This is a genomic window from Streptomyces alboflavus (assembly GCF_000716675.1).
GTDB lineage: Bacteria > Actinomycetota > Actinomycetes > Streptomycetales > Streptomycetaceae > Streptomyces > Streptomyces alboflavus.
On the sequence record NZ_JNXT01000035.1, the window covers coordinates 60,974 to 86,661 of the forward strand.

The 25,688-nt window shown below is 70.1% G+C and carries 24 protein-coding genes and 3 tRNA genes; 13 read left to right on the forward strand and 14 right to left on the reverse strand.

The genetic code is table 11. The features are described 5' to 3' along the window. Positions 1 to 99: 99 nt before the first annotated feature. Entirely contained in the window at positions 100 to 675 is a 576-nt protein-coding gene (locus tag OO63_RS24785) for a TerD family protein (RefSeq protein ID WP_030357606.1), read from the reverse strand. A gap of 208 nt (positions 676 to 883) precedes the next feature. Here OO63_RS24785 and OO63_RS24790 point away from each other — a divergent pair, with 208 nt between their 5' ends. Continuing rightward, complete coding sequence (locus OO63_RS24790) at positions 884 to 1,288, forward strand: BlaI/MecI/CopY family transcriptional regulator (RefSeq protein WP_030357607.1); 405 nt, start codon at positions 884 to 886, stop codon at positions 1,286 to 1,288. Positions 1,289 to 1,294: 6 nt separating this feature from the next. Next, the gene (locus OO63_RS24795; protein ID WP_030357608.1) at positions 1,295 to 2,230 is read left to right on the forward strand and encodes a M56 family metallopeptidase; all 936 of its coding nucleotides are present in this window, start codon (positions 1,295 to 1,297) and stop codon (positions 2,228 to 2,230) included. 70 nt (positions 2,231 to 2,300) lie between these two features. Here OO63_RS24795 and OO63_RS24800 read toward each other — a convergent pair whose 3' ends face one another. Together OO63_RS24800 and OO63_RS24805 are read right to left on the reverse strand one after the other, a co-directional pair. Beyond that, positions 2,301 to 2,564, reverse strand: a complete 264-nt coding sequence (locus OO63_RS24800) for a GlsB/YeaQ/YmgE family stress response membrane protein (protein ID WP_030357609.1) — start codon at positions 2,562 to 2,564, stop codon at positions 2,301 to 2,303. A 148-nt stretch (positions 2,565 to 2,712) separates the two neighbouring features. After that, the gene (locus tag OO63_RS24805; RefSeq protein WP_030357610.1) at positions 2,713 to 2,934 is read right to left on the reverse strand and encodes a hypothetical protein; all 222 of its coding nucleotides are present in this window, start codon (positions 2,932 to 2,934) and stop codon (positions 2,713 to 2,715) included. Positions 2,935 to 3,191: 257 nt separating this feature from the next. On the opposite strand from OO63_RS24805, the gene OO63_RS24810 reads away from it, so the two are divergent. Continuing rightward, positions 3,192 to 4,565, forward strand: a complete 1,374-nt coding sequence (locus OO63_RS24810) for an LCP family protein (protein WP_078619338.1) — start codon at positions 3,192 to 3,194, stop codon at positions 4,563 to 4,565. Between the two features lie 88 nt (positions 4,566 to 4,653). On the opposite strand, the gene OO63_RS24815 is transcribed toward OO63_RS24810, so the two are convergent. Beyond that, positions 4,654 to 5,109 carry a tellurite resistance TerB family protein gene (locus OO63_RS24815; RefSeq protein WP_030357612.1) on the reverse strand — a complete coding sequence of 152 codons (456 nt, stop codon included), beginning with the start codon at positions 5,107 to 5,109 and terminating at the stop codon, positions 4,654 to 4,656. 133 nt (positions 5,110 to 5,242) lie between these two features. Next, positions 5,243 to 6,244 (reverse strand): sporulation protein, encoded by a 1,002-nt coding sequence (locus tag OO63_RS24820; RefSeq protein ID WP_030357613.1) that lies wholly within the window; start codon positions 6,242 to 6,244, stop codon positions 5,243 to 5,245. A gap of 425 nt (positions 6,245 to 6,669) precedes the next feature. Here OO63_RS24820 and OO63_RS46920 point away from each other — a divergent pair, with 425 nt between their 5' ends. The 6 genes from OO63_RS46920 (at position 6,670) to OO63_RS24850 (ending at position 11,443) form a co-directional block, all read left to right on the forward strand. Next, entirely contained in the window at positions 6,670 to 6,801 is a 132-nt protein-coding gene (locus OO63_RS46920; RefSeq protein WP_234311104.1) for a DUF805 domain-containing protein, read from the forward strand. Between the two features lie 201 nt (positions 6,802 to 7,002). Further along, positions 7,003 to 8,337, forward strand: coding sequence for a hemolysin family protein (locus OO63_RS24830; RefSeq protein ID WP_030357615.1), 1,335 nt, complete (start codon positions 7,003 to 7,005; stop codon positions 8,335 to 8,337). Continuing rightward, positions 8,334 to 9,362 carry a hemolysin family protein gene (locus tag OO63_RS24835; protein WP_030357616.1) on the forward strand — a complete coding sequence of 343 codons (1,029 nt, stop codon included), beginning with the start codon at positions 8,334 to 8,336 and terminating at the stop codon, positions 9,360 to 9,362. The genes OO63_RS24830 and OO63_RS24835 overlap by 4 nt, the downstream gene beginning before the upstream one ends. Before the next feature lie 154 nt (positions 9,363 to 9,516). Further along, positions 9,517 to 10,647 (forward strand): acyltransferase family protein, encoded by a 1,131-nt coding sequence (locus OO63_RS24840; RefSeq protein WP_234311110.1) that lies wholly within the window; start codon positions 9,517 to 9,519, stop codon positions 10,645 to 10,647. Continuing rightward, on the forward strand, positions 10,644 to 11,018 hold the full coding sequence (locus tag OO63_RS24845; RefSeq protein WP_051811157.1) for a GNAT family N-acetyltransferase: 375 nt from the start codon (positions 10,644 to 10,646) through the stop codon (positions 11,016 to 11,018). The genes OO63_RS24840 and OO63_RS24845 overlap by 4 nt, the downstream gene beginning before the upstream one ends. Positions 11,019 to 11,080: 62 nt before the next feature. After that, positions 11,081 to 11,443 (forward strand): hypothetical protein, encoded by a 363-nt coding sequence (locus OO63_RS24850; RefSeq protein WP_030357619.1) that lies wholly within the window; start codon positions 11,081 to 11,083, stop codon positions 11,441 to 11,443. 361 nt (positions 11,444 to 11,804) lie between these two features. Here OO63_RS24850 and OO63_RS24855 read toward each other — a convergent pair whose 3' ends face one another. The 5 genes from OO63_RS24855 to OO63_RS24875 form a co-directional block, all read right to left on the reverse strand. Further along, on the reverse strand, positions 11,805 to 12,212 hold the full coding sequence (locus OO63_RS24855; protein ID WP_030357620.1) for a PIN domain nuclease: 408 nt from the start codon (positions 12,210 to 12,212) through the stop codon (positions 11,805 to 11,807). Beyond that, positions 12,209 to 12,442: a type II toxin-antitoxin system VapB family antitoxin gene (locus OO63_RS24860; protein WP_030357621.1), complete on the reverse strand. Its 234-nt coding sequence runs from the start codon at positions 12,440 to 12,442 to the stop codon at positions 12,209 to 12,211. Before OO63_RS24860 ends, OO63_RS24855 begins: the two co-directional genes overlap by 4 nt. Positions 12,443 to 12,847: 405 nt before the next feature. Next, a tRNA-Ile gene (locus tag OO63_RS24865) sits at positions 12,848 to 12,921 on the reverse strand. Between the two features lie 264 nt (positions 12,922 to 13,185). Continuing rightward, positions 13,186 to 13,258: transfer RNA gene (locus OO63_RS24870), tRNA-Asn, on the reverse strand. A gap of 5 nt (positions 13,259 to 13,263) precedes the next feature. Then, positions 13,264 to 13,336 (reverse strand) — tRNA-Asn (locus tag OO63_RS24875). A 168-nt stretch (positions 13,337 to 13,504) separates the two neighbouring features. Here OO63_RS24875 and OO63_RS24880 point away from each other — a divergent pair. The 4 genes from OO63_RS24880 to OO63_RS24895 all read left to right on the forward strand — a co-directional run bounded on the left by OO63_RS24880 (position 13,505) and on the right by OO63_RS24895 (position 19,329). Then, on the forward strand, positions 13,505 to 13,804 hold the full coding sequence (locus tag OO63_RS24880) for a YtxH domain-containing protein (RefSeq protein WP_030357622.1): 300 nt from the start codon (positions 13,505 to 13,507) through the stop codon (positions 13,802 to 13,804). Positions 13,805 to 13,915: 111 nt separating this feature from the next. After that, positions 13,916 to 15,358 (forward strand): xylulokinase, encoded by a 1,443-nt coding sequence (locus OO63_RS24885; protein ID WP_030357623.1) that lies wholly within the window; start codon positions 13,916 to 13,918, stop codon positions 15,356 to 15,358. Between the two features lie 312 nt (positions 15,359 to 15,670). Next, positions 15,671 to 17,404: an ABC transporter ATP-binding protein gene (locus OO63_RS24890; protein ID WP_030357624.1), complete on the forward strand. Its 1,734-nt coding sequence runs from the start codon at positions 15,671 to 15,673 to the stop codon at positions 17,402 to 17,404. Positions 17,405 to 17,430: 26 nt separating this feature from the next. Then, the gene (locus tag OO63_RS24895) at positions 17,431 to 19,329 is read left to right on the forward strand and encodes an ABC transporter ATP-binding protein (protein WP_030357625.1); all 1,899 of its coding nucleotides are present in this window, start codon (positions 17,431 to 17,433) and stop codon (positions 19,327 to 19,329) included. A gap of 24 nt (positions 19,330 to 19,353) precedes the next feature. Here OO63_RS24895 and OO63_RS24900 read toward each other — a convergent pair whose 3' ends face one another. The 4 genes from OO63_RS24900 to OO63_RS24915 all read right to left on the reverse strand — a co-directional run bounded on the left by OO63_RS24900 (position 19,354) and on the right by OO63_RS24915 (position 25,646). Continuing rightward, a complete protein-coding gene (locus OO63_RS24900) occupies positions 19,354 to 20,637 on the reverse strand; it encodes an RNA polymerase sigma factor (protein WP_030357626.1) in 1,284 nt (427 codons plus the stop codon). Between the two features lie 256 nt (positions 20,638 to 20,893). Beyond that, positions 20,894 to 22,798: a DNA primase gene (dnaG, locus tag OO63_RS24905; protein WP_030357627.1), complete on the reverse strand. Its 1,905-nt coding sequence runs from the start codon at positions 22,796 to 22,798 to the stop codon at positions 20,894 to 20,896. A gap of 98 nt (positions 22,799 to 22,896) precedes the next feature. Further along, complete coding sequence (locus tag OO63_RS24910) at positions 22,897 to 24,159, reverse strand: NAD(P)/FAD-dependent oxidoreductase (protein ID WP_030357628.1); 1,263 nt, start codon at positions 24,157 to 24,159, stop codon at positions 22,897 to 22,899. Between the two features lie 164 nt (positions 24,160 to 24,323). Continuing rightward, positions 24,324 to 25,646, reverse strand: coding sequence for a deoxyguanosinetriphosphate triphosphohydrolase (locus OO63_RS24915; RefSeq protein WP_030357629.1), 1,323 nt, complete (start codon positions 25,644 to 25,646; stop codon positions 24,324 to 24,326). Positions 25,647 to 25,688: the final 42 nt, after the last annotated feature.

Genomic DNA, 25,688 nt, shown 5'->3' on the forward strand with positions numbered 1-25,688 from the left:
GTGATGAAGTTGAACGGGCAGGCTTAGCGATCTGCGGTGGGTGTCCGCCGGGCCCGGGCCCCTGATGCACGGGCCCGGCGGAGACTGGCGGAGTCAGCCTCAGACGGTGACGCCGAAGTCCTTGGCGATGCCCGCGAGTCCACTGGCGTAGCCCTGGCCCACCGCGCGGAACTTCCACTCCTCGCCGTTGCGGTAGAGCTCCCCGAAGACCATGGCCGTCTCGGTGGAGGCGTCCTCGGTGAGGTCGTAGCGGGCGATCTCCTGTTGGTCGGCCTGGTTCACGACGCGGATGAAGGCGCCTCGGACCTGGCCGAAGGACTGCTGGCGGCTCTCGGCGTCGTGGATGGACACCGGGAAGGTGATCTTGGTGATGTCGGCGGGCACGGCGGCGAGATCGACCTTGATGATCTCGTCGTCTCCTTCGCCCTGGCCGGTGAGGTTGTCGCCGGTGTGCTCCACGGAGCCGTCGGGGCTCTTGAGGTTGTTGTAGAAGACGAAGTGCCCGTTGGAGGCGACCTTGCCGGAGTCCCCGACGAGCAGTGCGGACGCGTCCAGGTCGAAGTCCGCGCCGGTGGTGGTGCGCACGTCCCATCCGAGGCCGACCAGGACGGCGGTCAGGCCGGGGGCTTCTTTACTGAGCGACACGTTGCCGCCCTTGGACAGCGAAACTCCCATGCTCTACTCCCGAATTGAGTGGACGAAGGGCTCGGACACGCAGCCCACGAAGCCTAGAATCTACAGCACTGTAGAAGAGATAGGCGGGATGCCGCGCGACCGCCTACGGCTGATTTCGGCCTTGATGAGCCCCGGTTGTCCGCCGGTGGGCCAGTACGATGTGGCGCGCTCTGGGCGCGCAGGGGGGCGGAGCAGAAGGGAGCTGGGCATGGCGGACGCAGGACATGGCCGGGATGAGTCGCGGCACCGGCGGCGCGGGCAGGGTGAACTGGAGGCGCTCGTCCTGTCGTCCTTGCGCGAAGCCGACGAGGCAGTGAGCACAACCTGGGTCCAGGAGCGGCTCGGCGGTGACCTCGCGTACACGACCGTGATCACGATCCTCACCCGGCTTCTCGCCAAGGGAGTCGTCACCAGGGAGCGCGTGGGCCGGTCGTTCGTGTGGACCTCGGCCTCGGACGAGGCGGGACTCGCCGCGCACAAGATGCGCAAGGTCCTTGACGGCGAGCGGGACCGCGAGGCGGTCCTGGCCAGCTTCGTCACGGCCCTGTCCCTTGAGGATGAGCGGGTGTTGCGGGACCTGTTGCGCGACACCCCTGCGGGGCGGGAAGACTGACGCCTCATGGGGGTCTTCATCTTTCTGCCACTGGTGCTGCCGCTGACGGCCTGGCCGGTGGCACGTCTGGCCGAGCAGCGACTGCACCCTCGCGTCGCCACCCGCCTCCTGACGGGAGTGGCCGTGGTGATGGCGACGTGCAGCACGGTCAGCCTGGGCCTGCTGATGGTCGTGGGCACCGCGCAGCTTCCCGGCAACCCGCTGCCCGACGGCTGGTCGGATCCGGAGGTCCGCGAGGCTGTCCCGTGCGAGGAAGTCGTCGGCAAGGTCGCCATCCCCGTCCTCCTCTTCGTGGCCACCGGATTCGGACGCACGATGAGGCGACACCGGCTCGTACACCGACGGGCACACCAGGCACTGAACGGGGTGCGGGACACGACGGTGGTCGTGCTCGACGACGCTGAGCCCTACGCGTACGCACTACCGGGCGGCAGGGCACCTGACCGGATCGTGGTGACGACCGGCCTGCTGTCCTGCCTCCGGTCCCCGCAGCGTCGGGCCCTGTTCGCCCACGAGCGGGCCCACCTCGTCGCCGGGCACCACCGGCATCTGCTGGCGGTGCGGTTGGCGGCCCGAGCCAACCCCTTCCTGCGCCCGCTGTGCACGGCCGTGTCGTACACCGCCGAGCGGTGGGCCGACGAGGAGGCCGCCCGAACGGTCGGCGACCGCAGAACAGTCGCGATCGCGATCGGCAAGGCCGCCCTGGTCTCCAAGGGCACCCCGGCCCCGACGCTCGCCGGCCTCACAGGCGCGGGCCCGGTCCCTCGCCGCGTCGCGGCCCTGCTGGGCCCGGCGCCCCTCGCGCGCAGCTGGCCTTCGGTGTTCACTTCGGTGGGGCTCGCAGCGTGGGCCGCGGCGGTGGGGACGGTCGCCTCGGCGATGTCCTCGGCCAACTCGGCCGTGACGATGATCGTCATTCTGCATGCGGCCACACCCTTGTAAGACCCGCCCCAGCCGTCGCGGGCGTCGGCCCGCAGCGCACGGCGCGCCAGAAACCCGGCGAGCCGCCCGGTCAGGCGCGGCCCTTGAACCGCTGGAGCCCAGCCACACCCGCGGCGGCCAGCGCGACCTGGATGGCCCATTCGATCCAGTCGACGCCCTTGGTGTCCGACACGCCAAGGACGGCGGCGATACCGGTGCCGACCAGGGCCGCGGCAATGCCGACAGCGATGGTCCACAGCATGCCGATCCGCTGGCGTCCGGGCAGTACCAGGCGCCCCAGAGCTCCGATGATCAGGCCGATCAGGACGGCGCTGATGACACCCGAGATGCCCATCTCATCGTCTCCCCACAGTTGAATTCGTCATGTTGAACCTGAAGTGACCGATGGGCACGGGGTTGTGACGCCCTGCGCCCGAGGACCACGGTGGCGGGCCGGTGGGCTCGCTCGTCGCACCACCCTCCGGCCCGCAGCAGGCGCGGCCCTACTTCGTCACGGCGTCCAGCGCGGCCAGTGCTTGCGCCCACCGCACATACTTCAGTTCCGCGAGGTCGGCCACCGTCTTGACGCCGAACGCCTCTTGCAGCAGCTCACCGTCACGGTCCGACACACCCTTCAGCGCGGATACCGGCGCGGCGAGGACCTCCGCGACCTCCTTGTCCACCCATGCCTTGTCCACCACTTTGGCCAGATCGATCGCAGCCATGACAGTCCTCCTGAAAGACGAAGTCAGCACACAACAGGGCCCCAAATTTCTACACGCCTGTAGAAGATCGGGGCAAGAGGGCCTCGCCCCGCGCAGGCATCGTCAACCCGCCGCAACCCGAGTCCACTTGATCCGGTGCATGCGCAACACCTCTGCCGGGGGCATGCGTTGGCCAGACCCCACGATCTCCTCAAGTCAGCCTTCTACACGAGTGTAGAGTTCGGCGTCCGGCGGCCCGAGCTGACTGTGGAGGCGGGATGGGGCGACACCGACGCGACTCGCGAGCCCGCAGGCCCGCAGCCGGGTGGCGTCGCGGCCTGCACTGGGGCGGGTGCACCTCCGCTGTCGTACTGCTCGCGGCCCTGGGGGCCGGCGTGTGGGCCTATCAGGATCTGAACAGCAACATCCGGGGCGCCGATGTCGATGCCAAGCTGGGCGACGACCGGCCCGCCAACAGGAGTCCCGGTTCGAAGAACATCCTGGTCGTCGGCTCGGACAGCCGCGAGGGCGCCAACGCCGAGTACGGCAGGAGCCTGGCGACCATGCAGTCGGACACACTCATGCTGGTGCATCTCCCGGCCGACCGGAAGTGGGCCACCGCCGTGTCCTTCCCCCGTGACTCGTGGGTGAGGATCCCCTCCTGCGACAGGGGCGACGGCACCCGGTCCGCCGCCCACCACTTCAAGATCAACGAAGCGTTCTCGCTCGGCGGGAGCACGGGCGACGTAGGGGGCGCGGCCGCCTGCACGATCAGGACGGTGGAGTCGAACACGGGCCTGCGTGTGGATCACTTCGTCTCCTTGGACTTCCAGGGTTTCAAGGGCATGGTCGATGCCCTGGGCGGCATCGAGGTCTGTCCGAAGCGGCCCATCCACGACAAGAAGGCTCATCTGAACCTGGCGGCGGGCTGCCAGACCATCAAGGGTGAGAAGGCGCTCGGATACGTCCGCACCCGCTACAGCGTCGGCGACGGCTCGGACATCGGGCGCATCGGCCGCCAGCAGGAGTTCATGGAAGCCCTGGCCGAGAAGGCGCAGTCCAAGCTGACTCACCCCAAGGCGCTGTACGGCTTCCTGCGGTCGGTCACCAAGTCGCTGACCACGGACAACTCCCTGGCCGGGATGAAGCCCCTGTACGGGCTCGCCTCCGAGCTGAAGGAGATCCCCGGCGACCGGCTCACCTTCCTGACCGTTCCGAACTACCCGCGTCAGGCCGACGTTCCCGCCGACCGGGCGAACGTCGTGTGGCAATTCCCCCAGGCTGCCGAGCTGTTCACCGCCCTGGCCAGGGACGAAGAAGTCGGTCGGGCCGAGAAGGAGAGGCTGGATCGTACGTCCCGGCGCCCGGTGTACGCCTCGTCCGTGCGGGTGCGCGTCCTCAATGGGACTGACAGACCTGGGCGCGGCGCGGATGTCGCGGCGCGGCTGCGCGAGGTGGGCTTCACTGTTACCGAGACCGGCAACTCCCCTGTCGATACCCGGATCACGCAGGTGAGCTACGCAGAGGGCATGGAGGAGCGCGCCGAGCAGGTGGCCTCCCGCCTGCCCGGCGCCCGTGCCGTACGGGAGGCGGTCGCGCCGCGCGGCCTGGTGACGGTGACAGTGGGCGAGGACTTTGGCGGCGTGCGCTGACCGCCACCCCCTTCCCCGTCCGGCACGGGTCCGGAGCGGTAAGGGGGCACGCCGCAGCCCCACGGCCACGGCAGACGGGCGAGTGCCCTCAGAGGTCGAACTCGTGCGGCGGCAGGTCGAGCGCGTAGCACGCCTCCCGTACGACGGCCTGCTCGTCCTTGTCGAAGTCGCCGTCGGCGCCGCCGATGACGATGCCGATCTGGATCACGGCTCGGGCCTCGGCAGGCTTCTTCTTGGCCTTGGCGATCTCCTGCAACACGCTGACCTTGCCGAGCTGGAAGTCGGCGGCCAGCTGGTCGAGGTTCATCTCGAACCGGCGCTGAAGGTCCTCGGAGGGGAAGTTGCGCAGCACCTCGTTGGTGAGAATGAGTTCGGTGACGCGTTGGCGCTCGGAGGGGTCCACCGAGCCGTCGGCGGCCGCGACCAGGGCACACATCGCCATGCCGGCGTCCCGGAAGGCGCCGCTCTTCAGGTCGTTCTTCTTCGCCGTGAGCTGCGTCTGCATCTGCGACGCGGATTCCTTGAGCCGGTCCCACAGGGCCATGCCTGCTCAACTCCATCCTTGGTGAGAAGCGTTGCCCGGGCCGCGGGGAGCACGGTCCGGACAACACCTAGCTTCTACAGCAATGTAGAAGCTAGCAGGAGTGCCCCGGCATACGCCCTGGCGCGCCCGCTGTTCACTCTTCTTCCCCTTCGTCGTCGCCCTCGAAGAAGTCCCCGACCTCGTCGACGACTTCGGCCGCGACCATGCCGCCGACCACGCCCACGGCGAGCCCGGCCGCACCCGCGGCCACAGCGGTGCCCACGCCCGACCCCGAACGGTGATGACCTCCGTGCCCGTGACTGCCGGCCTCATTCCCGTGGCCGTGGAAGTCGTGCCCGTACGCCTCGCCGTGCCCGTACGACGCCCGGTGCCCGACCATCTGGCGCACCCAGCCGTCCACGATCGCGTTCCAGTTCTGCTGCTCGGCTCCGTCACAGGGGACCGCGAAGCGGGTGACCGCGTCGTGGCCGGAGGAGGAGTGGCCGCCGCGCTTGTCGGCCTCCAGGACGACCTCCATCTCGTCACGGTGGGCGAGGAAGGTCACCTCGACCTCGGTGAGCACGTGCGCGTATTCAGGGGAAGCGGACAGCTCGACTTCTTGGTAGAAGGGCAGCTGCTGGCCGGTGCCGCCGATGCGGCCCAGCTCCAGGTCCGCGGTTTTGAAGCCGAAGCCGAGCTGCCCGAAGGCTTCCAGGATCGCCTCCTGGACCGGCAGCGGGGCGACGGCGAGCGCATCCAGGTCGCCCTTGTCCTTGGCACCCGCCACCGCCAGCTCGGTCCGCACCCCGAGGACGATGCCCAGGCCCTGCCCGTACAGCTCGGTGATCGGCGTCTCCCAGGGCAGGGTGATCGCGAACGGCACGCTGTGCCGCTGCCCCTCGCCGAGCCTGAAGCTTCCGCCGACGATGAACCGGTCGAAGGCCACATATCCCTCGTGCTCGCCACCGTCATGCTCGGCCTCCACGCGCGCCACCAGCTCCAGGGTGACGTGCTCGACGTTGACGTCGGCGCCGCCGCCCTGGAGGTTCACCTGCCCACGCAGCGTCGCGCCGGGCCGGACGGCCCCGGGCTTGAGGACCGTGTCCACCGAGGGGCCACCCACCCCGAGCGATCCGAGCAGTCGCTTGAACACCATCGCGGCGTTCACTCCTTACAGTTGATCGACGAGTCGTCAGGAACCCTTGTCTACAGGGCTGTAGAAGGAGAATAGGGCGGACTGACCCTGCTGTGAGCACGCGGCGGGAATGCGTACTCCTGATGCCGTACGCCGGACGCGGATCGGCCCTCTGCCGTCCGGCGCGTACCCCCTCACGGCCCCGTTCCCCCGCACCTCCCGCGCCCGCGCTGCATCGCGTGGCCTCCGTCGCGCACTGCCAGCCGTTGCTGTTCGGTTGCGCCGCCGGAAGTACCCCACGCGCGGATCGCTTACGCTCGGCGTCTGGCCCGCCGGACTCGTGAGCCCGGGGACCCTCGGCGGACGCGATGACGCGTTCGGATCTCCGGCGACGTCCAGCGCTGATCGCGGGCGCCGCCCCGACCGCCGCCGCCCTGAATCGGCTGATGCAGACCTCCGACGCGAGCCCGGAGACAGGCGGTTCCCACGGCGCCCGGCCCTCGGTCGCGCTCGTGACCCCGTACGCCGTGGCGCTGCTGGCCATCGCCACTCGGCGGCTGCACGACCGTGACGCGTGACGGAGGTCATAGCCTCTGTCACACGGGTTTGCCATTCCTTTACAGTGGGTGTAGAAAGCGGGCGCCGCGCCGGTGCCCACTGATCTGGAACGACCTACGAGACACCAGAAGGAGCCACGGACCCGCGATGGGTGAGCCTCCCAGTACCAGCCGTGCCATTGCCTGCCCGCAGCCAGAGGTTGAGGGAACGGGGGTGGCACGGTGACCGAGGTCCTGCTGCTGCTCCTGGCCCTGCTCCTCACGCTCGCCTGCGCTGTGTTCGTGGCCGCCGAGTTCTCCCTGACCACCGTCGAGCGCGGTGACCTGGAGCGGGCAGCCGAGGCGGGCGAGCGCGGCGCGGGCGGCGCCCTCAAGGCGGTGCGCCGTCTGACCGTGCAGCTCTCCGGCGCCCAGCTCGGCATCACCGTCACCTCGCTGGTGATCGGCATGCTCGCCGAGCCCTCCCTCGCGGCCCTGCTGCGCGGCCCGTTGGAGAGCGCGGGTCTGGGCGGGGCCGCCTCCGCCGTGGCCACGGTTCTCGGGGTCGTCCTGTCCACCGTGGTGCTGATGGTGGTCGGCGAGCTGGTGCCGAAGAACTGGGCGATCTCGCGCCCGCTGGCCGTCGCCAAGGTGGTGGCGGGCCCGCAACGCGGCTTCACCGCCGCTTTCGGCCCCTTCATCCGGCATCTGAACAACACCGCGAACCGGTTCGTGCGCCGCTTCGGTCTGGAACCGGCCGAGGAGCTGGCCTCCGCCCGCACTCCGGAGGAACTGGTCGCGCTCGCCCGGCACTCGGCCGCCGAGGGTGCCCTGGAGGCCGACTCCGCCGAACTGTTCGTACGTACCCTGCACCTGAGCGAGCTGACGGCCGAGAACGTCATGACGCCGCGCGTGGACGTGCGCGCGCTGGAGGCCCACGCCTCCGCGCAGGACGCGGAGAACCTCACCCACGCCACCGGCCTGTCCCGCTTCCCCGTCTACCGCGACAGCCTCGACGAGGTCATCGGCACCGTCCACATCCGCGACGTCCTGGCCCTCGACCCGGACAAGCGGCAGCTGACCCCTGTCACCGACCTGGTGAGCGAGCCGCTGCTGGTGCCCGACAGCCTGCCCGCCGACCGGCTCCTGGAGCGCCTGCGCGCGACGCGCACGATGGCGGTGGTCATCGACGAGTACGGCGGCACGGCGGGCCTGGCCACGGTCGAGGACATCGTGGAGGAGGTAGTCGGCGAGGTCCGCGACGAGCACGACCCCGTCGAGGTTCCTGACCTGGTGCCCGCCGCTCCCGGCAAGGACGGCCGCGCGACGTGGGAGGCCGACGGCGGTGTCCGCGTCGACCAGCTCGGAGCGATAGGGCTGGCCGCGCCGGAGGGCCCCTATGAGACGGTGGCGGGGCTCATCGCCACGCACCTGGCCCGCATCCCGGCCGTCGGCGACACCATCGACCTAGACAGCTGGCACCTGGCCGTCGAGGCAGTCGAGCACCATCGCGCCGACCGTGTCCGCATCACCGCACCGGCCCACCACGCCACCACAGCCTTGGAGGAGGCCCGATGACCACGATCCAGCTCCTCATCGGCGCTCTGACACTGCTGACCAACGCCTTCTTCGTCGGCGCCGAGTTCGCCCTGATCTCAGTGCGCCGCAGCCAGATCGAACCCAAGGCGGAGAAAGGCAACCGCCGGGCCCGGATCACGCTGTGGGGCATCGAGCACATCTCCGCGATGATGGCCACCGCCCAACTCGGTATCACCGTCTCCTCGCTGGTCCTCGGCGCGGTCGCGGAGCCGGCCATCGCCCACCTGCTGGAGCCCGCCTTCGAGGCCACCCGCGTCCCCGGTGCCCTGGTGCACCCGATCGCCTTCGCCATCGCCCTCACAGTGGCCACATATCTGCACATGCTGATCGGCGAGATGGTCCCCAAGAACATCGCGCTGGCCGCCCCCGTACCGACCGCGCTGGTCCTCGGGCCGCCCCTGGTCGCCCTCACCCGGGCGCTCAAGCCCGTGGTCTTCGGCATCAACGCCTTCGCCAACACCCTGCTGAAACTGCTGAAGGTCGAGCCGAAGGACGAGGTCGAGGCCGTCTTCACCGACGACCAGCTCGCCCGCATGGTGATGGACTCCAGCCAGGCCGGACTGCTGTCGGGAGCCGACGGCGAGCGGCTGCGCGACGCCCTGGAACTGGGCACACGCCCGGTCGGCGAGATCCTCGTCCCCGCCGCGCGCATGCGCACCGTCGACGACACCATCACCCCAGCCCGCCTCCAACAGGCAGCCGCGCAGGCCGGGTACTCCCGCTTCCCCGTCACCGGCACAGGCGGAGCCCTGCTCGGCTACCTGCACATCAAGGACACCCTCGGCGTCACCGACCGCGACAAGCCCTTCCCGCGCACAGCACTGCATCCGCTCACCCGGGTGAGCATCGACACCCCGCTCGACGACACCCTCACCGCACTGCGCGCCATGGACAGCCACCTCGCCGCCGTCACCGGCGACAAGGGCACCGTCATCGGCTTCGTCACGATGGAGGACGTCCTGTCCGAACTCGTCGGCCCTGGACCCGCCCTGGCCAACACGTGAGCGGCGGGTCACACGCACGAGGGTTGAACGCGCCGTAAGGGGAATGGGAGGGTGCTGGGAATGTCCAGCGCCCTCCCCACACCCACAAATCAAGTAAGACGTGAGAGCAGGGCCCCGGGTTCCTTCAGGGGGGCCGGTGACTGACACACTGCGTCTGCCCCGCGTCAAGGCACGCACTCCGGACCGGCACACACCGCAGCCCCACCCGGTCGGACCGGCCGCGCCGAAGCGGGACTCCTTCTTCGACAACGCCAAGTACCTGGCCATCGTCCTGGTCGCGATGGGCCACGCCTGGGAGCCCCTGCGCGACGACAGCCGGGCCGCAGCCGCCCTCTACGTCGCCGTGTACACCTTCCACATGCCGGCCTTCATCGTCATCTCCGGCTACTTCTCCAAGAGCTTCGACGCCGGCCCCGGACGACTGCGACGGCTGGTCACCGGCATCGCCGTGCCCTACGTCCTCTTCGAAGTCGCCTACACCCTGTTCAAACGGTGGGCCGACGACGACCCGACGTACCCCGTCAGCCTCCTCGACCCCTGGTACCTCACCTGGTTCCTCGCAGCCCTGTTCATCTGGCGCCTGACCACCCCCCTGTGGAAAGTCCTGCGCCGGCCGCTGCCGATCGCACTCGCCGTCGCCGCGCTGGCCTCCATGTCCCCCGACATCGGCGACGACCTGGACCTTCAACGGGTCCTGCAGTTCCTGCCCTTCTTCGTCCTAGGGTTGTGCCTGAAGCCCGAACACTTCCGGATGGTGCGCCGCCGCGAGGCCCGCACCCTGGCCGTCCCGGTCTTCGCGATGGCGCTGCTTTTCGCTTACTGGGCGGCCCCGCGGATGAACGCCGCCTGGTTCTACCGCCGCGACAGCGCCCAGGAACTGGCCGCTCCCGGCTGGGCCGGTCCCGTCATGACCCTCGCGATGTTCGGCTGCTCCCTGGTCCTGGTGGCCTGTTTCTTCGCCTGGGTGCCAGGCCGGAGGCTGTGGTTCACCGCCTTGGGCGCGGGCACCCTGTACGGCTATCTCCTGCACGGCTTCCTCGCCAAGGGCTCCCGTTTCTGGGACTGGTACGCACACGACTGGGTCCACCAGCCCCTCGGCGAGATCACGGTGACCTTTGTCGCCGCCACGGTCATCACTCTCCTGTGCACCCCGCCCGTCCAGCGCCTCTTCCGTTTCGCGATGGAGCCCAAGATGGAGTGGGCCTTCAAGGACAGTCGGCGGTCCAGAGGCGGCAGGCACGCGGGCGGCCCGAGAAGAACGAGAAGAACGGGGAGCAGGACATGAGCGGCCCGGCGCGGCTCCCCACGGTCCATTTCGCCCGCACCGCACCAGGCATGGAGTCCGGCGCAGGACGCCAGACCCTGACCGCTCTGGACCCCCACGACCGCCCCGTCGGCCGACTCGACTTCCAGATCTGCCACACCTGCCGACGGGGCTTCATCCGCAACATCGCCGTCGCCGTCCACTGGCAGGACCAGGGCATCGCCCGCGAGGCGCTGCACCACGCACTGGCCCAGGAGCTACGCGCGCACTACGCCTGGTCCACGACCCGACAGACCTCCGACGGCCGCCACTTCTTCGCCGCCATGGAGGAGGAAACCGACGTGGCCTTCCCCGCGAACGCCACGAAGTGCCCGCACATACACACCTCATAGCCGTGCGGGGAGATTTCCCTCTCGTAGAGTGGTCCACCGACACGAAGCAAGGAGAGGTAGAAGTGGCTGAGGGTGCTCACGACATAGGTGCGGCCCGTACCGCTCCTCGGAACACCCCGGCTCGGGTGAGTGTGTGGGCCGCCGTTCTGGGTGTCGGCCTGATTGCGGGCATCTTCCTGACACCGATGCTCTGGTTGATGTACAGCGGGTTCTACACGTTCTTCGTGTTCGTGTCCGGTCTTGTCGCCGTGCCCGCCGGGCACCTCGGCCGCCGCCGCGGCAAGCGCCTCGGCGGCGTCGACCGCGGCGCCGCGCTCCTGGGCATCGTGACCGGCTGGCTGTTGATCCTCTTCAGCCTGCTCCTGGTCCTAGCCTACGTGGGACTACTGGCGGGGCTCGCGGTCCTCACTGACTCCGCGTCCTGAGTGAGGGCAGCAGTCGCCCTTCACGTGAGGCGACGTGACATGCCGAGACCGCCTTCGAGCGGGACCTCGGCGTGATCGAAGGTCGTGGAGGGCACTCGCACCTCAGATCTTCTTTCTCTCTTTGCGCTCGTAGGCATCGCAGTCACGCTCTGGTCCATGCGATCCAGCAGGCGCAAGTGGTCGAGTACCACAGCGCGCGCCGCCGGGTGCGGGCCCGGCCTGCCTGTCGTCGGAGGCTTTGATCCGGCCCATGCAGGCCCGGAGGCGGAGGCCGGCACCGTAACTCTCGGGGGTCTCGTCCTGGCGGATGGCGATGCCCCGCCTCATACAGCTCCGAGATGGACCCCCGAATGACCAGCGGTCAGGTGCGTGCGTCCCGCTGCTGCACTTCCTTGAGAACCGCCGCCACGGTGACGAAGTCGTTGTCCACGTGGAGCACGGTGTGGCCGTGATGGACCGCTGTCGCACACACCAGGAGATCGATGGCTCCGGCGGCGCGGTGTTGCCCCCGCTGGGTGAGCTTGTACTGCGCGGTATCGACCCAGCGCCACGCGTTCTTGGGCACCGGCGAGAACTGGCACAGAGCATCCAGTTCTTCGGCCAGCTCATCCCGGTGGGCCGGGCTGGTCGCCGAGTAGAGGAACTCCACCCTCGTGGGCTCACAGATATGGAACACGCCGGCGGCGATGTGCCCTTCCCAGGGCCGCAACGCCCCCGGCGTACGAAAGAGGTGCCACAGGGCGGAAGTATCGAGAAGGTACGTGATCACTCGAAGGCTGCCCGCCGGGCGTCCTTAGCAGCGGCATGCCCAGCAGCCGCAGCCTCGAACTCGCCCCGCTCGCCCCGCGCGGCCAGCTTCTCGGCAGCCTCCAGCCGCTTGATGCGCGCCACGTAGTCCCGCAGAGCCGTGTTGACGGTCTCCTTCTTCGTCGAGACACCCATCAGCCGCATCGCCTCGGCCAGCGCCTCGTCATCGAGATCGATCTGGGTAACAGACATACCGGCCACCCTTCACCGCGAGTCCATGATGTACATAACCAAGCTACATCACCAACATTCCTCGCGGCAGCCCCTCACGCACGAGGCAGACGCGACCCGGCTGCCGGGCGAGCGGCCGCGAGCCACGCACGCGATACGCCCCTCACCGGACGCGCACATCTCGGACGAAACGGCTATTTCGCCAGAGGGGCCGGGGGTACAGATGTTCCGTGGGTGAGCCGTGGGACCATCAACCGCAGATCCCACCGAGGTGTACCCCTAAAGCCCCAGGCCACAAGGGGATCAGAGGCCCGGCGGGGCGCACAGGCGCACGATTGCCTCACCGACGTGAGGTAATTGCCTCACGCAAAACACCCGTCCAGCCGCGTTTTCGCAGGTCAGAACGTTTCTTCGCAAGTACTTCTGTGGGGCGGGTGGGACTCGAACCCACGGCCGACGGATTATGAGTCCGCTGCTCTAACCGGCTGAGCTACCGCCCCTAACGGCGCGTCGCGCACATTTGTGCGCGCCGTCTGCCGCAGCATAGCCGCTCATACGATCTCCTGCTCCGGCTGGTCGGCTATGCACGACCATGAGGACCCCGCTGCGGCCCGCACGGTTCCACCGGGGGCGAAACAAGCACGTACGAGGGATCGTTGAGGGTGGATCCGGGATGGGTTCGGGAAGGGTCCGGGAAGGTTACCGGCACGCGAGAAGGCCCCCGCAGCGCCGCGAACGAACGCTTCAAGGGCCCTCTCGAACAGCTCTCCCGACTGGACTCGAACCAGTAACCTGCCGGTTAACAGCCGGCTGCTCTGCCAATTGAGCTACAGGAGACCGCGCTCCCCCGACTGGACTCGAACCAGTAACCTGCCGGTTAACAGCCGGCTGCTCTGCCAATTGAGCTACAGGGGAATGACTCATGGTGACGGAGTCACTGCAACAATGTCACCTACCTGGGGATTCCCGGGCGGCGTGCGCTCGCTGCGACACATACATTAGCGCAAGCAGGGGGGTGCTCCGCCAATCGGTATCCCCTGCGACCGACGTCGGGACAGTCGAGGCAAGGGAAGGGTGGCCGTCATGCGCTACCGGCTCACATTCGTGGCAGGTCTGGCACTCGGGTACGTGCTCGGGACCCGGGCCGGACGCGAGCGTTACGAGCAGCTGAAGAAATCGGTCCGCGAGATCTCCCAGAACCCCGCCGTCCGCAACACCGTGGAGTCCGCCGCCCAGCAGGGCAGGGACGTCGCGGGCAAGGCCTTCCACTCGGTGTCGGAGAAGGTCGGCGACCGGATGCCGGACTCCGTGGCCGACCGGGTGCGGTCGCTGCGCGAGCGCGGGCAGGACGCGGAGGACGACTGGGGCACCAGCAACACCTAGCCGGTGCGCGGCGTGTGCCGGGCGCGCCTTCGCCGCCCGGTCACCTGCGACGACGTGCCCCGTACGGACAGCCGTGCGGGGCATCGTCCGTTGTGCGGCAGAATCCTCGGCATGGGGATAGTCGCGGGGTTGGACAGTTCGCCCGAATTCACACGCATCGTGGTCTGTGACGCCGACACGGGTGCCGTACTCAGGCAGGGCTATGCCCCGCATCCGGTGGAGGCCCCGGAGGGCGGCGGGAAACCGACGGACGTCGACCCGCAGGCCTGGCTGCTCTCGCTCGGCGAGGCGGCCGGCGGCGGACTGCTCGAAGGCGTGCAGGCGATCGGCGTGTGCGCGCAGCAGCACGCACTCGTCCCGCTCGACTCGCAGGGCAACACGGTCCGGCCCGCCCTCGTCGGCAACCACCCGCGCGCCCAGGTCGCCGCCGCCGACCTCGTCGACGGGCTCGGCGGCCGCCAGGCGTGGGCCCAGGCGGTGGGCTGCGTACCGCAGGCCCCGATGCCCGTGACGAAGCTGCGCTGGCTGGCCCGGCACGAGCCGGAGGCCGCGCTGCGCACCCAGATGCTCATGCAGGCCCACGACTGGCTGGTGTGGCAGTTGCTCGGGCGGCCCGCGCGGCGCACCACCGACCGGGGCGGGGCCTCGGGCACGGGGTACTGGTCGGCGGCGACCGGCTCCTACCGTCCCGACCTGGTGGAGCTGGCCCTCGGACACCAGGCGATGCTGCCGGAGGTCATCGGTCCGGCGGATGCCGCGGGTACGACGCCGGAGGGGCTGCTGATCTCCGCCGGGACCGGCGAGACCATGGCCGCCGCGTTCGGGCTCGGGGTGCAGCAGGGCGACGCCGTCGTCTCGCTCGGTGCCTCCGGGTCCGTGATGGCGGTGCACCACGAGGCGCTGGTCGACCCGAGCGGGACGATCACGTCGCTGGCCGACGCCACCGGCATGCACCTGCCGGTCGTCCACACCCTCAACGCCGTACGGGCGCTGCGCGGCACCGCCGAGATGCTGAGCCTGCCCGACCTCGAAGCGCTGTCCGACCTGGCCCTGAAGTCGACGCCCGGTGCGCACGGGCTTGTGCTGCTCCCCTATCTGGAGGGCGAGAAGACGCCGAGCCTGCCGCACGCCGCGGGCACGCTGACCGGGCTGCGGCGCGAGTCGATGAAGCCCGAGCACCTGGCGCGCGCCGCGTTCGAGGGCATGCTGTGCGGGCTCGGCGACGCCCTCGACGTGCTGCGCGGGCGGGGCGTCGAGGTGCGGCGCGTGTTCCTGCTCGGCCCCGCCGCCGATCTGCCCGCGGTGCGGGCGATGGCGCCGATGCTGTTCGGCACGCAGGTCGTGGTCGTACAGCCCGCGGACTACGCGGCGATCGGCGCGGCGCGGCAGGCCGCCTGGGCGCTGACCGGGCAGCTGCCGCTGTGGCAGGGCGCGGTGTCGCAGGTCTTCGAGCCCGGCGAGGAGCTGGCCGTCGGGCAGGCGGTGCGGCAGCAGTACGTGACGGTGCGGGAGCAGGCGCATCCGGGGGCGTTCTCGGGGACGCCGGTCGCCTGAGCCGTATCGCGACCTGGCTGGCTATACGTCTGGCTGGCTATACGTCTGCCTGTCTAGCGGTCGGCCTGTCGGCCGACAGGCCGACCGGGCCTCGGCCGCTCGGTCGCAGGTCGGTCGTTTCGCTGCGGAATTGGGTATTCCGCAGCGCTGCGTGAGTGAACCGAAGCATTCAGTGTGCCCAGTTCTTGACCAAGGCTGATTTTTGACCGGGTCATGGGTTAATCGGTTGCACGGGGGCGGGTGCGGTGGCGCAGGATGGTGGGCGACTTCGTCGACGCCTCCCCCCATCCAAGACCCAGCCGAGAGACGAGCGTGCTCATACGACTCCTGCGGACCCATCTGGGTCCGTACCAGAAGCCCATCGCCTTGCTGGTGCTGCTGCAGTTCCTGCAGACCTGCGCCTCGCTCTATCTCCCCACTCTGAACGCCGACATCATCGACAACGGTGTCATCAAGGGGGACACCGGATACATCCTGTCCTTCGGTGCCCTGATGCTGGCCGTCACCGTGGGACAGATGGTGTGCAACATCGGCGCCGTCCTGTACGGCGCCCGCACCGCGGCCGCCGTCGGCCGGGACGTCCGGGGCGCCGTGTTCGACCGGGTGCAGTCCTTCTCCGCGCGGGAGCTCGGCCAGTTCGGGGCGCCCACGCTGATCACGCGGACGACCAATGACGTCCAGCAGGTCCAGATGCTCGTGCTGATGGCGTTCACGCTGATGGTGTCGGCGCCGATCATGTGCGTCGGCGGCATCGTGATGGCGCTCGGCCTCGACGTGCCGCTGTCGTCGGTGCTGCTCGCCGTGGTGCCGGTGCTCGGCATCAGCGTCGGCCTGATCGTGCGCCGGCTGCGGCCGCTGTTCCGCACCATGCAGGAGCGCCTGGACACGGTGAACCGGGTCCTGCGCGAGCAGATCACCGGCAACCGCGTCATCCGCGCCTTCGTCCGCGACTCCTACGAGAAGGAGCGCTTCCGGGGCGCCAACGCCGAGCTGACCGAGGTCTCGGTGAGCACCGGCAAGCTGCTCGCGCTGATGTTCCCGATCGTCATGACGGTGGTGAACCTGTCGTCGATCGCCGTCGTCTGGTTCGGCGCGCACCGCATCGACGACGGCGACATGCAGATCGGCGCGCTCACCGCGTTCCTCGCCTATCTCATGCAGATCGTCATGTCCGTGATGATGGCCACCTTCATGTTCATGATGATCCCGCGGGCCGAGGTGTGCGCCGAGCGCATCCAGGAGGTCCTGGACACCGACACCAGCGTGGTGCCCCCGGCGGAGCCGGTGCGGGAGCTGCGCGGCCACGGCCATCTGGAGCTGCGCGGCGCCGGCTTCCGCTACCCGGGCGCCGAGGAGCCGGTCCTGAAGGCCATCGACCTCATCGCGCGCCCCGGCGAGACGACCGCCGTGATCGGGTCGACGGGCAGCGGCAAGTCGACGCTCCTCGGCCTCGTGCCGCGGCTCATGGACGCCACCGAGGGCGAGGTCCTGGTGGGCGGCGTCGACGTGGCCGCCGTCGAGCCCGCGCTGCTCGCCCGCACCGTCGGACTCGTACCGCAGAAGCCGTATCTGTTCGCCGGAACCGTGGCGAGCAATCTGCGGTACGGCAATCCGGACGCGACGGACGAGGAGCTGTGGCACGCCCTGGAGGTGGCGCAGGCCAAGGAGTTCGTGACGGGGCTCGCGGAGGGGCTCGACGCGCCGATCGCGCAGGGCGGCTCCAATGTGTCCGGCGGTCAGCGGCAGCGCCTGTCCATCGCGCGGACGCTGGTGCAGCGGCCGGAGATCTACCTCTTCGACGACTCCTTCTCCGCCCTCGACTACGCCACCGACGCGGCGCTCAGGGCCGCGCTCACCGAGGAGACCCGGGAGGCGACCGTCGTGATCGTCGCCCAGCGGGTGTCCACCATCCGTGACGCCGACCGCATCGTGGTCCTCGACGAGGGCCGGGTCGTCGGCACGGGCCGCCATCACGAGCTGATGGACGACAACGAGACGTACCGGGAGATCGTCCTCTCCCAGCTGACGGAAGCGGAGGCCGCGTAATGCCGCCAGGTGGCATCGGTGGACCGATGATGGGGCCCGACTCCCGGTCCATGGACTTCAAGGGCTCCGGGAAGCGGCTGCTCGCGCAGTTCCGGCCGGAGCGGGTCACGATGTACGGGATGCTCGCGGCCGTCGTCATCAGCGTCGCGCTGTCCGTGCTCGGCCCGAAGATCCTCGGCCACGCGACCGACCTGGTCTTCGCGGGCATCGTCGGCCGTGACATGCCCGAGGGCGAGTCGAAGGCCGAGGCCATCGAGCGGATGCGCGAGCACGGCGACGGCGGCATGGCCGACATGCTCTCCGGGCTCGACTTCACGCCGGGTGACGGCATCGACTTCGGCGCGGTCGGCTCGGTGCTGCTGCTCGCGACGGGCACGTTCCTCGCGGCGGGCCTGATGATGCTGGTGGCCACGCGGCTGTCCAACCGGGCCATCAACCGGACCGTGTTCCGGCTGCGCGGTGACGTGCAGGCGAAGCTGTCGCGGCTGCCCCTGTCGTACTTCGACAAGCGGCAGCGCGGTGAGGTCCTGAGCCGGGCCACGAACGACATCGACAACATCAACCAGACGCTCCAGCAGTCGATGGGCCAGCTCATCAACTCGCTCCTGACGATCATCGGCGTGCTCGCGATGATGTTCTGGATCTCGCCGCTGCTCGCCCTGGTGGCGCTGGTGACCGTGCCGCTCTCGTTCGTCGTGGCGACGAAGGTCGGCAAGCGCTCGCAGCCGCAGTTCGTGCAGCAGTGGAAGTCCACGGGCGCGATGAACGCGCACGTCGAGGAGATGTACACCGGGCACACCCTGGTGAAGGTCTTCGGCCGCCAGGAGGAGTCCGCGAAGGCCTTCGCGGAGCACAACGACGCGCTGTACGAGGCGTCGTTCAAGGCGCAGTTCAACAGCGGGATCATGCAGCCGCTGATGTTCTTCATGTCGAACCTGAACTACGTCCTCGTGGCCGTGGTCGGCGGACTGCGCGTGGCCTCCGGGTCCCTCTCGATCGGTGACGTGCAGGCCTTCATCCAGTACTCCCGGCAGTTCTCGATGCCGCTGACGCAGGTCGCCTCCATGGCGAACCTGGTGCAGTCCGGTGTCGCCTCCGCCGAGCGGATCTTCGAACTCCTCGACGCGGACGAGCAGGAGGCCGACCCGGTGCCGGGCGAGCGCCCCGTGGACCCCCGCGGACTCGTCGAGATGCAGCACGTGTCCTTCCGGTACGAGAAGGACAAGCCGCTGATCGAGGACCTGTCGCTGGTCGTGGAGCCGGGGCACACCGTCGCCATCGTCGGACCGACGGGCGCGGGCAAGACGACGCTCGTCAATCTGCTCATGCGGTTCTACGAGGTCACCGGCGGGCGTTTCACCCTCGACGGGGTCGACGTGGCGAAGATGTCCCGCGACGAACTGCGCGGCGGCATCGGCATGGTGCTCCAGGACACCTGGCTGTTCGGCGGCACCATCGCGGAGAACATCGCGTACGGCGCGGCCAAGGAGGTCTCGCGCAAGGAGATCGAGGAGGCGGCCCGGGCGGCGCACGCCGACCGGTTCATCCGGACGCTGCCCGACGGGTACGACACCGTCATCGACGACGAGGGCACGGGGGTCAGCGCGGGCGAGAAGCAGCTCATCACCATCGCGCGGGCGTTCCTGTCCGACCCGGTGATCCTGGTCCTCGACGAGGCAACGAGTTCCGTGGACACGCGGACCGAGGTGCTGATCCAGAAGGCGATGGCGCGGCTCGCGCACGGGCGTACGTCGTTCGTCATCGCCCATCGTCTGTCGACGATCCGCGACGCGGACACCATCCTCGTCATGGAGGACGGGGCGATCGTGGAACAGGGCACGCATGACGCGCTGTTGGCTGCCGAAGGCGCTTACGCGCGGTTGTACGCCGCGCAGTTCGCGCAGGCCGTGGCCGAGGTCGACTAGCGCCGTCGGGGCGCCACAGGACCCTCAGTCCAGGTAGCCCCTGAGCTGGTCCGCGAAGGCGTGGTCCCGCAGCTTGTTGAGGGTCTTCGACTCGATCTGGCGGATGCGTTCGCGCGTCACGCCGAAGATCCTGCCGATCTCCTCCAGGGTGCGGGGCCTGCCGTCCGCGAGGCCGTAGCGGAGCTGGACGACCTTGCGTTCGCGTTCGCCGAGCGTGGAGAGCACCGCCTCCAGGTGTTCGCGCAGGAGCAGGAACGCCGCCGACTCGACGGGGCTCGCCGCGTCGCCGTCCTCGATGAGGTCGCCGAGCGCGACGTCGTCCTCCTCGCCCACGGGCGCGTGCAGCGACACGGGCTCCTGGGCGAGGCGCAGGACCTCGCTGACGCGTTCGTGCGGCAGGTCCAGGTGGGCGGCGACCTCTTCTGGCGTCGGTTCGTAGCCGCGCTCCTGGAGCATGCGGCGCTGGACGCGGACGACGCGGTTGATGAGTTCGACGACGTGCACGGGCACGCGGATGGTGCGGGCCTGGTCGGCGAGGGCGCGGGACATGGCCTGGCGGATCCACCAGGTGGCGTACGTCGAGAACTTGTAGCCGCGGGCGTAGTCGAACTTCTCCACCGCCCTGATCAGGCCCAGGTTGCCCTCCTGGACCAGGTCGAGCATGGTCAGGCCGCGGCCCACGTACCGCTTGGCGACGGAGACGACCAGGCGCAGGTTGGCCTCGATGAGGCGGCGCTTGGCCATCCGGCCCATCACGACCAGCTTGTCCAGGTCGAGGGCGAGCTGGGAGTCCGGGTCGAGGGTGCCCGCCAGCTTCTCCTCGGCGAACAGGCCCGCCTCGACGCCGCGCGCGAGCTCGACCTCCTCGGCGGCGGTGAGCAGGGGTATGCGGCCGATCTCGCGCAGGTACTGGCGGAACAGGTCGGAGGAGGGGCCACCGGTGTCGGCGCGGCTGCGGGGGCTCGGCACCTCGACGACCTCGACGACCTCCTCGGACGGCTGCTCCGGGGCCTGTTCGGGGGCCTCCGGTAGTTCCGGGTGGAGCGGTGCGTGGCCCTGCGGCGGCACCACCGCTATGACGTCGGCGTCCACCGCGTCCACGGGCGCGGCGGTGTCGGTCTGGGTGAGGGTCTGGGTCTGCACGGGGGCGACCTCCAGGGTGATCGCTGCCGCGGGGGACGGCAGCGGTACAGCGGGACCGGCGTCGACGGCCTCGCCGCTGTCCGTCCCGAACACGATGTGTGGAACCGCGGGAATGTCGGACCCGCTGTCTGCTGCGGGCCGGCCGCGCTCCGAGGACTCAGGCACCGCACCCCAGTGTGGAGTACGACACACGGCCGCCACGAGGGGCGTGCGGGGACTTTTTGAGTCCGGTGCGTGACCGTACGGTTACCCGTCGCGGGGCGCCCCAGTCCCGCCCCTTCTCCGAAACCGGGGCTGCGCCCCTGGACCCCCAGGGTGGAGGTCCCGGGCGGGTGGGACAGCTCCCGCCGAATCGGCGCTTCGCGCCTCGTCCTCAAACGCCGGACAGGCTGAAATCAGCCCGTCCGCGCACTCGCGAAGGTCAGAGCGCCGCCGCGCCCCGCTCGCGCAGCGCGCGGCCGTACTGCTGGAGGACCCACAACTCGTTCTGTACGGCGGAGAGTTGCTCGGGGTCGCCGTGGCTGCCCGCGAGGCGGGCGAAGGTGCCCTGGACGTCGCGGACGCGGCGGTCCACGGCGCGCAGCCGGACCGTGACCAGTTGCTCCCCCGCGTACGCCGCGTCGACGGTCCGCCGCATGATCGCCTCGACGGCCAGCTCGGTGACCATGGCGCGGACCCCGTCGTCGGGGGCCGCGTCGCGGACCCGGACCAGGTAGTCCTGCGGGTCCTGGGTGCCGTACTCCGCGCCGCCCGCGTCGAGGATGGCCTGGCGCACGGCGGCGTAGGGCGCGGCGGTGAACTCGTCGACGCCGTACGCGTCGAAGGCCGGGGAGACCAGGTCGGGGTGCTGGAGGGCGAGCTTGAGGAGCTCCCGCTCGGTGGCGTACACGGGGTTGCGCAGGTTCAGGGCGGGGCCCGCGTGGCCCGGGCGGGCGGCGGGGGCGGGGCCCTGCGGGGCGGCGCCGCGCTGCGGGGCCGGGCCCTTGCTGCCGCGCTCGCGGGCCCAGCGGGCGAGCTGCGCCACGCGCTTGACGACGAACTGGGTGTCGAGGATGCCGAGCATGCCCGCGAGCTGCACGGCGACCTCGTGCTGCGCGCCGGTGTTCTTGATGCGGGCGACGACGGGCGCGGCCTCGTCGAGGGCGGCGGCGCGGCCCGCGGGGGTCTCCAGGTCGTACCGCGCGACGATCTGGCGGAGGGCGAACTCGAACAGCGGGGTGCGGGGTTGGACGAGGTCGGCGACCGCCTCGTCGCCCTTGGCGAGCCGCAGGTCGCAGGGGTCCATGCCGTCGGGCGCGATGGCGATGTACGTCTCGGCGGCGAACTTCTGGTCGTCCTCGAAGGCGCGCAGGGCCGCCTTCTGTCCTGCCGCGTCGCCGTCGAAGGTGAAGATCACCCGGGCGGAGCCGTTGTCCATGAGGAGGCGCCGCAGGATCTTGATGTGGTCGCCGCCGAAAGCCGTGCCGCAGGTCGCGATGGCCGTGGTGACGCCCGCGAGGTGGCAGGCCATGACGTCGGTGTAGCCCTCGACGACGACGGCCCTGCTGGCCTTGGCGATGTCCTTCTTGGCGAGGTCGATGCCGTACAGGACCTGGGACTTCTTGTAGACCGGGGTCTCGGGCGTGTTCAGGTACTTCGGGCCGTTGTCGTCGTCGCGGAGCTTGCGGGCGCCGAAGCCGACGACCTCGCCGCCGATGTCGCGGATCGGCCACATCAGGCGGCCCCGGAAGCGGTCGATGGGGCCGCGGCGGCCGTCCTGGGAGAGCCCGGAGAGGATCAGCTCCTTGTCCGTGAAGCCCTTGCCGCGCAGGAAGCGGGTGAGGTGGTCCCAGCCCGCCGGGCTGTAACCCACGCCGAAGTGCGCGGCGGCGGCCTGGTCGAAGCCGCGCTCGGCGAGGAACTTGCGGCCGATCTCGGCCTCGGCGCTCTCCAGCTGGGCGATGTAGAAATCGGTGGCCGCCTTGTGCGCCTCGATCAGGCGGATGCGTTCGCCGCGCTGGTGGGAGGGGTTGTACCCACCCTCCTCGTAACGCAGTGTGATGCCCGCCTTGCCCGCGAGGCGCTCCACCGCCTCGGAGAAGGTGAGGTGGTCGACCTTCATCACGAAGGTGAGGGTGTCGCCGCCCTCCTGGCAGCCGAAGCAGTGGAACAGGCCCTTGCTGGGGCTGACCTGGAACGACGGCGACTTCTCGTCGTGGAAGGGGCAGAGGCCCTTGAGGTTTCCGCCGCCCGCGTTGCGCAGCTGGAGGTACTCGGACACGACGGCGTCGATCGGGACCGCGTCCCGAACCGCCTTCACGTCCTCGTCATTGATCCGTCCAGCCACGCGGGAATTCTACGGCCAGGCGCCGACACTCCAGGTGCCGCCGTGAGCCGCCGGTGGCCGACGGCCCCGGCGGCGGGCGACGAAGTGGCCGAAACTCATCACTCCAGGAGGGCCGTGAGGGGCCGGGACGGGTCGGCGAGGGCCTCCGGGTCGGGGCGGACATCGCTGCGGATGAGCTTCTGGATCGCCTCCGTGACGTCCCACACATTCACGTTCATGCCCGCGAGGACCTGTCCGTCGCTCAGCCAGAACGCGATGAACTCGCGCTTGGCCGCGTCCCCGCGGATCACCACCTGGTCGTACGCGCCCGGCGGCGCCCAGCCCGAGTACTCCAGGCCGACGTCGTACTGGTCGGAGAAGAAGTAGGGCACGCGGTCGTAGGTGACGTCCTTGCCGAGCATGGCGCGGGCGGCGGCCGGGCCGCCGTTGAGGGCGTTGGCCCAGTGCTCGACGCGCAGGCGGGTGCCGAAGAGCGGGTGCTGGACGGCGGCGACGTCCCCGGCGGCGTAGATGTCGGGGTCGGAGGTGCGCAGGGTGGCGTCCACGGCGATGCCGCCGCCGTCCGCGCGGTCGACGAGGTCAAGGCCCGCGGACTCGGCGAGCGCGGTGCGCGGGGCGGCGCCGATCGCGGCGAGCACGTCGTGCGCCGGGTGCTCCTCGCCGTCGTCGGTACGGGCGGCGAGGACCATGCCGTCCTGGCCCGCGATCTCGGTGAGGCGGGCGCCGAAGTGGAAGCGGACGCCGTGCTCGGCGTGCAGGTCGGCGAACATCTGGCCGACCTCGGGGCCGAGGACGGCGTGCAGCGGCGACGGCTCGGGCTCGACGACGGTGACCTCCGCGCCGTACTCCCGGGCGGCCGCGGCGACTTCGAGTCCGATCCAGCCCGCGCCCGCGATCACCAGGTGGCCGTTGTCGCGGCCGAGGGCGGCGAGGACGTGCCGGAGGCGGTCGGCGTGGGCGAGGCGGCGCAGGTGGTGCACGCCCGCGAGGTCGGTGCCGGGGACGTCCAGGCGGCGCGGCTCGGCGCCGGTGGCGAGGAGCAGCTTGTCGTAGCGGATGACGGTGCCGTCGCCGAGGCGGACGGTGTGCGCGGCACGGTCTATGGCGACGACGGTCTGGCCGAGGTGCAGTTCGACGTCGGCCTGCGCGTACCACCCGGGTTCGTGCACGAAGACGCTGTCGCGGTCCTCCTTGCCCAGCAGATAGCCCTTGGACAGGGGTGGGCGTTCATAGGGGTGGTCGCGCTCGTCGCCGATGAGGATCACCCGCCCTGTGAAGCCCTCGGCCCGGAGCGTCTCGGCCGCTTTCGCGCCCGCGAGGCCCCCTCCGACGATGACGAACGTCTGATCCGCGTCGACCACTTGATGCCTCCTCGAAACCTTCAGCTCATGGGAGCGTCCCGCACGGAGCGTGAGGACGGAAGAGGGTAGACCGCCCTTCGGCCCTCTTCTGCGCCTAAACCGGCGCCGCTCTCGCGGAACTGGTTACGCACCGTTCGGGTTCCTCAATTTATGGGTTGCGCTGATCATTGCCTAGGACGCCCCGTGAGCCGTCGGTGCAGGGAGCGCGCTGCGGCGTCCGTGAGGGACGCGATCTGGTCGATGACGACGCGCTGGGCGGCGCGGTCGTCGGTGGCCGCGTCGTACAGCGCCCGGAACTGGGGGTCGAGGCCTTCGGGGGCGCGGGCGGTGAGGGCGGCGGCGAGTTCCGCGACGATGATCCGCTGGTCGGCGCGGAGCCGCTCCTGGGCGGGGCGCTGCATCACGTAACGGTCCGCGACGGCCTTGAGGACCGCGCACTCCAGGCGCGCCGCGCGGGGCACGACGAGCTCGGCGGCGTACCGGGTGAGCGGCCCCGTCCCGTACCGCTCCCGGGTCGCCGCCTCCGCCGCCAGACAGAACCGGCCGATGAGCTGGCTGGTGGCGTCCTTGAGCCGGGCCTGGGCGACAGCCGACCCGTCGTACCCGTGCGGCCACCACTCCTGCTCCTGCAGCCGGTCGAGAGCTTCCCCCAGTTCGGCGGGGTCGGTGTCCGCGCCCACGTACCGCCCGATGGCGACACGGAAGACGTCCTGCCGCTCGGGCTCGGCGTGCAGCAGGTTCGGGTCGATGTGCCCGGCGTGCAGGCCGTCCTCGATGTCGTGCACCGAGTACGCGACGTCGTCCGACCAGTCCATGACCTGCGCCTCGAAGCAGGTGCGGTGCCCGGAGCCGGGGTGGGCCGGTGCCTCCTTGCGCACCCAGTCGAACACCGGCCGGTCGTCGTCGTACACACCGAACTTCACGGAGGACGGGTCCGTCGGGTGGGAGCCGCGCGGCCAGGGGTACTTGGTGGCGGCGTCGAGCGCGGCACGCGTGAGGTTGAGTCCGACGCTGACCAGCTCGCCGTCCTTGCCCCCGCGCACGAACCGCTTGGGCTCGATGCGTGTCAGCAGGCGCAGCGACTGGGCGTTGCCCTCGAACCCGCCGCATCCCTGGGCGACTTCGTTGAGCGCCTGTTCGCCGTTGTGCCCGAACGGCGGGTGGCCGAGGTCGTGCGACAGGCACGCCGTCTCCACCAGGTCCGGATCGCACCCCAGGGCGGCGCCCAGCTCCCGGCCGACCTGAGCGCACTCCAGCGAGTGCGTCAGCCGCGTCCGCGCGCTGGCGTCCCACTCCTGGCTCTTGGTCCCCGGCGTCACCACCTGCGTCTTCCCCGCGAGCCGACGCAGGGCCGCCGAGTGGAGGACCCGCGCCCGGTCCCGCTGGAAGTCCGTGCGCCCCGGCCGTTTGTCGGGCTCGGGCGCCCAGCGCTCGACTGCTGCCTCGTCGTAGAGAACGGTGTGCGGGTGCGGTGCGGTGCCTTCCATGGACTGACAGTAGACGGGTCGGGGGGTGGGGTGCGCGGGGGG